Annotated in this window: 4 protein-coding genes; all 4 read right to left on the bottom strand. The window is 34.3% G+C overall.

Annotated features, from left to right (window positions below; translation table 11 throughout):
- On the bottom strand, positions 1-808 hold an 808-nt coding region (locus ABYI63_RS17055), incomplete at its 3' end, for a polysaccharide lyase family 7 protein (protein WP_372758068.1).
- Positions 809-814: 6 nt separating this feature from the next.
- Positions 815-1,774: a PKD domain-containing protein gene (locus tag ABYI63_RS17050; RefSeq protein WP_372758067.1), complete on the bottom strand. Its 960-nt coding sequence runs from the start codon at positions 1,772-1,774 to the stop codon at positions 815-817.
- Positions 1,775-1,800: 26 nt separating this feature from the next.
- On the bottom strand, positions 1,801-3,279 hold the full coding sequence (locus tag ABYI63_RS17045) for a RagB/SusD family nutrient uptake outer membrane protein (protein ID WP_372758066.1): 1,479 nt from the start codon (positions 3,277-3,279) through the stop codon (positions 1,801-1,803).
- Between the two features lie 28 nt (positions 3,280-3,307).
- A complete protein-coding gene (locus ABYI63_RS17040) occupies positions 3,308-6,418 on the bottom strand; it encodes a SusC/RagA family TonB-linked outer membrane protein (RefSeq protein ID WP_372758065.1) in 3,111 nt (1,036 codons plus the stop codon).
- Positions 6,419-6,566 lie beyond the last annotated feature (148 nt).

The following is a 6,566-nucleotide window of genomic DNA, read 5'->3' as shown; positions in this document are numbered from 1 at the left end:
TTCTCATGTGGATATCTTCATACACTTTATATTCATTATTGTTTAAAATAACCACCATTTTGCCTTCGGTTACTTTTACTTCCAATATGAATTTTCCAAATCCAACTTCTTGTTCAAAATTAAAACCTTTATCATCGTCCCAGGCATCTTCATGTAAAAGAGCTTCTCCAGTTGCACTTAAATTTTTCAAGACTTTCGTTTTTACTCGTATTTTACCGTTTTCCCAATAAATTTTTAAAATTGGTGGTGCATTGTTGTCTTTTTGACCAATTAAATCACGTTGTTCGTTAGTTAAGCGACCATGAATTTGCATGATGATTACTTTATGGTATTTGCCATTTGAATCTTTAGAAATATCTTCAATCGCTAATTTACCTTTCATATAGCCTCCTTGAGCAAACGTCCAATTCGTATTGTTATCACCAGGTACCATTTGTTCTCTTAATTCTGAACGTGAGTACTTAGTATTGGCTGTGGTAGCTTTACTTGGAAAGGCATAAAAAACCAAGGCTCCAGCAGTAGAATCGTTATACATATAGGGTATAAGTCTTTCGTCTGTTGCATAGTTTAAAATGGCTGGTGGCTCAATATTCATGGCACCGCCTTTAGCATTTAATTCTGGAGTTGTTACGCTCCAGTGACTTAAATCTATGTCTGGTAATTTGTACTTTTTTTTCTTTTTTTTGTCTTGCTTTTCTACTTTCGAATCCGAATCTGTAACACTACTTGTCTTATCTTGACAAGTAGCGTTAACAGATAGAAAAGCTAAAATTAAAGCTAATACAAAGTCTTTTCGGATATATTTCATTTAATACTAATTTGCTGGATATACTTTTACGTTATCAACGTATGCATCTACAGCGGTTACTGCATAAATCCAAATAGCAACCTCGCCAGTAGCGTTCGAGGTAAATACAGCTTTAACTTTGGTAAAAGTAGTTTTTCCTAAAACTTGGGTTCCAACATGTTGAACTAATGGACCAGCATTAGAACTGGCTACAGCATCTTTACCATCGGCAAAATGACCATCTAGAATTTCTCCGATTATTCTATTGCCACCTATGGCAACACCAGATTGTTCTGCTTCAGTTTTAATAGCATATTCATATTCTAAAACATATGGAGTGTTAGGAGTAACTACAATTGCCTGATATGCATATCTTGTCGAAGAACTAGTATATGCTCCTGCCGACGTAGATAAAGTCCATTTTGCTCCTGCTGTTTTTGAACCATTGTCTGTACCATCATAGTTTAGCCAAGAACCATCTGAACTTGTATTAAACGATGAAGTTGTACCACCTGTAAATGTTGATACTTTCCAATTGTCCATACCATTTGTAAAATCGCCATTAAGAACCTCAGGAACAATTGCAGGTGGAACTTCTGGCTCAATAACCTCAATGTCCATTGTAAATGTACTTGTTTTTCCGAGTTTATCACTAGCTGTTAAAGTTACTGTGTAAGTGCCTTCAGCTGGAAAAGTATTTGCTCCATCTAAGCCAGTTGATGTATTTCCATCTCCATAATTCCAAAGATAAGTCGTTGCACTAGACGAGGTATTCGAAAATGTGTATGATAAATAATCTGCCGTTACCGAAGCTTTAAAACTAGCGGTAGGAGGTGTTAAATCTTCCTTTGAATTTGCTTCAGGTAAATCAAAAGCTAAAGCATCAATAGTAGGGTCGCAAGACGTAACTGAAATGAAAGCTATAAGTGCCAAAGCACCTAAGCACATTTCTGATACGCGTTTTTTTAAATTACTAATTTTTTTCATGTCTTTTTTTATTTAATTAGTTTGTCTTAATTATAGCCAGGATTTTGTGTCATTACAGTGTTGCTACTTTTACTCAAATTTATTTCATTTTGGGGAATTGGTAACAACAAGTCTGTAGCTGAAAAATCAAATCCATTTGCAGTAGAAAATGCTGAAAGTACTGATTGAGCAGCATTAAAACGTATTAAATCGAACATTCTATGATTTTCAAAAGCAAATTCCACACGTCTTTCTAATAATAATGCATCTTTAGTAAGTTTTGTTGGACGATCTGCTACGGGATCAAATCCTGCTCTAACACGAACTTCCATATATGAATTAATAGCATTGGAATTTGTTGTTTCAGTTCCACCAGCTAAAATTGCTTCTGCACGCATTAATAGGATATCTGCATATCGCAAAACAATCCAGTCGTTACCAGCAAGTTGCGGTAAACCGGTAAAGGTTTGTCCATCGCTACCACCAGTTGCGCCATCAGGAAAATATTTTCCAACTTGATATCTTACAGTGCCACCAAATAGCGTAAGCGGATCTGGTCTGTAAGAAACTGCAGTTCTATTTCCGCCATAGGCATCAAGTGCTGCAACAACATCTCTAGTTGCATAATTAACCCCACTAGTGTTACCAACAGCATTCATCCATTCTGCAGAGAAAATTTGACTGTTATCTTGTATACCACTGTTGTATCCAATAGCGAAAATAATTTCTGAATTTCTTTCAGAATAAAATACATTATAGAAATTACTTTGAAGCGAATACTTACCACTAGCAATTATTTCTTCACAAAGGAGTTGCGCTTTCGTATAATTTGGTGTATCTGCACTTAAATATGCTTTAGCTAATAAGCCTTGCGCTGCTGCTTTTGTAGCTCTAGTTTTATACGTTGTAGATAAACCACCATTAATAGCAGTTTCCAAATCTGATATTATTAAATCGTAAATTAAGCTAGTACTAACTCTTGTAAACTGAATCTCTGTTTCAGTTGGTGTTATAACGCGATCAATCAACGGTAAATCACCAAATAGTCTAACTAAATTTAAATAAGCATAGGCTCTTAAAAATTTAGCTTCAGCCTCAATTGCTGCCTTCCTAGTACTGTTATCTACAACATCTAAATTCGCTAATATAACATTGGCTCTATAGATAACTTGGAAAAAGCTTGTATAGTAATTACCTACAAAATTATTTGTAGGAAGTACGTCTAAACTTTCTAATTGACCAGCATCAGAAGCATCTTCGGAATCAGGACTCTTAGTACTGGTATTATCACTACGCATTTCAGTTACATAAAATTCCCACTGTACACCATGATTTTCGTCTTTATCGTTACTATTAATACCTTTAATAGCAGCATACGCACCAATTAATCCTGTTTCTAATTCTTCAGCTGAAGTATAATAGTTGTCGGTCGTTATAGAAGAGCTTGGTACGGGCTCTAAAAAGTCGCTACAAGAAACGAGAACAGTTCCTATGAAAATTAGAGCGATATATTTTAAATATTTCATAATATTATTTTTTAATCGTTAAAAATTATTAAAAATCTAAATTAAAACCTAAAGAAATGGTGCTATAAATTGGCGATCCACCTCTTTGATATCCATATTGTGTTGGACTAGTTTTGTCCAATGCCTCTGGATTCCATCCTGTATAATTAGCAGCGGTTTTATAGATTAAATTTGAACCTGTTGCGTAAACTCTTAATCCTGAAATTCCGAATTTAGATAAAACGTCGCTTGGTAAATTGTAACCAATGTTTACATTTCTTAACGCAATATACGAAGCATCTTGTATCATACTGCTTGTAAAGTATTTGTCTACTAAAAACTCTGTATTCGTAGCTGAAGCTAGTATTGTTCTATTATTATTGTGACTAAATAAATAATGATCAGCAATATTACGTACTTCGGCACCGTGAGATCCTTGGAACATAAAAGAAAGATCGAAATCTCCAATAGTGAATTCGTTAGTAAAACTCCAGATTAACTCTGGGTATGGGTTTCCTAATACGGTTTTGTCTTCGCCATCTAATACGCCATCACCATTTAAATCTTTTACATATACCAATCCAGCTTCTGCTCCAACATGTCTCCATGGTCTATCTCTATCTTCGAAAGCTAATTCTTTATCTACCACATAGCCATAAAATAACGATATAGGCTGTCCTTCTAAATTAATCCATTCAGCTGGTCTGCTAGGATCTAAACTAGTAATTTGACCATTAGAATCTGCAAAATCAACTAAAGTATTTTTATTGGTAGTTCCAATAAGTGTAGTTGACCATTTAAACTTCTCTGAAGAGATGTTTTTTGTTCTTAATTCTATCTCCCAACCTTCATTTTTCACTTCACCTAAATTTACTAATGCGCCAGAAAATCCTGTTGTAACGGATATTGGGTTATTAAGTAATAATTGGTCACTAGTTCTTCTATACCAATCAACAGAACCGGTTATTTTATTATTTAAAATACCAAAATCTATACCAGGGTTAATTTCTATTAATCGTTCCCATTTTAATTCAGGATTAGCGATGTTAACTGGTGAAAAACCAGCTTGTACGCTACCATCAACCGAATAGCTAGAATTAGCAGCTCCTAATAAGGCTAAATGTGGGTAATAATCTACCAAAATATTACCAGTACTTAGTGTGGCAGTACTTCCTTGGGCATCAGGATCTGTAGCTCCTGTATTTAATCGATCGTTACCCGTTACACCATAACTTGCTCTAAATTTAAGATTGTTAATAAAATCACTTTCTAGTAAGAAATCTTCTTTAGCAATATTCCAACCTATAGAGGCTGCAGGGAAATTACCATATTTGTAATCAGAACCAAAAATAGAACTTCCATCACGTCTCATACTTAAAGATGCTAAATACTTGCTGTCATAAGCATAGGTAGCTCTCGATACGTATGAAATACCACGTTTTTGCCACTCAAAACCATCAAATTCAGAAATAGCTGTTGCATTTGTAATTTGTTGTACTACATCATTTGTATAGCCAGTTCCTTTAAATCCTGAATAGAAATAATCTCTACTTTCAACAGATGTACCTAATGTAATACCTAAATCGTGTTTTCCAAAAGATTTATTGTAATTGAAGAAGTTGTCGAAAATAATGTAATTTTCTTTTTGAGAAATCTCTTGCATATAAGCATCTGTAATACTTTCTCTTGCCTGAGTTCCCATATAATCTATTCTTTTGGTATCACTATAAGAACCTGATAACGATGTTCTAAAAGATAAATCTTTGGTTATATTATATTGTCCATAAAAACTACCAAAAAGTTGGAATTTTTCATCAGATCTATTACGCTCAACAATTCTAGCATAAGGGTTCGCGTTATTACTATTTCCAATGTTAGAAAGTCTATCGTCAATATCCCCATCACCATCTAAATCAAAAATGATAAAATGATCTTGTCTCGCATAATCGCCAACTTGCATGTTTTTATAAGCTCCATTAGGATCGATAAACTGAAGTGAATGTTCGGTATGATAAATAGGCAACCATGGCTGATGTCTGGCTACGTTATGAATGTTTTCAGAAAAACGTCTTCTATCAGTAAATGAAGGGCTAAAATTACCTCCAATACTAAACTTGTCATTTAATTTACTATCTAGTTTCAAACGTGCTCCGTATTTTTTATAATTATCAACTAACATAACTCCTTCGTCATCTGAATAATTTAAACTTACAGTAAATTTTGTGTTGTCATTTCCTCCTCTTAAGGATAACGCATGATTGGTAATTGCACCTTGCTCAAAAAATACATCTTGCCAAGAACGATCTGTACCTATTTGCAATTGAGCTACTGTATAAGGTGATAAGGTTAAACCTAAATCTGTTTGTTGTTTTGCCCAATCTGCAGTTGTAGTTCCATAAGCATCACTTTTTCTAGGTGTTTTTATACCTGTAAACGTGCTGTAGTTAATTCTTGTTTTTCCAGATACTCCAGATTTCATGGTAATCATGATAATACCATTAGAACCTTTTGAACCGTAAATTGATGAAGAAGCAGCATCCTTCAATATTTCGAAAGATTCAACGTTATTCATGTTTAACGATCCTAGAAAACTAGAATCTACGATAACACCATCAACAACAATTAAAGGTGTAGAATCTCCTGCCATAGAACCAACCCCTCTAATAGTAATGGTAGGCGCAGCACCAGCTTCACCATCTGTGGCTTGAATGTTCACACCCGATACTTGGCCTATTAAAGCATCATCAACCCTAGAGGTTGCTATCTGGTCAAGACTTTCGTTTGTTACTTTAGATATTGCCCCTGTTAAATGGCTTTTCTTTTGTGTACCATAACCAATTACAACAACTTCATCTAATGTTGCTAAATCTTCTTTTAAAGCAATAGAGATAGTTTTTTGGTCTTTAATTATTACTACTTGGGTTACAAATCCAATGTATGAAAATTGTAGTGCATCCCCACTTTTCACATCAATTTTAAAACCTCCATCAAAATCTGTTGTGGTACCTTTAGAGGTATTCATAACAATAACATTTACACCTGGAATCGGGATGTTATCTGTCGCAGATACAACTGTACCAGATACCGTCTTGGTTTGTGCGAACACTGCAATATTGAAGAACAATAATGCAACGAGAGCCAGCTTGTTTTTTAAATTCATAATTAATTGTTTAAAGTTTGTTTTAGTTTTTTTGTTTTGTCACGCCACTTACATGCTTGTTTGTGACACAATTAAAAAAACACCCATTTCAACTTTTTTAACTTTAACATGTCTTGTTAAAGATGTTTTTACTTTGAGTGATTACATG

Origin of the sequence: Mariniflexile sp., assembly GCF_041583155.1 — a bacterium.
Classification (GTDB): domain Bacteria; phylum Bacteroidota; class Bacteroidia; order Flavobacteriales; family Flavobacteriaceae; genus Mariniflexile.
The sequence above is the reverse complement of the archived record's forward strand: the minus strand, read 5'-3'. Positions and strand labels throughout refer to the sequence as shown.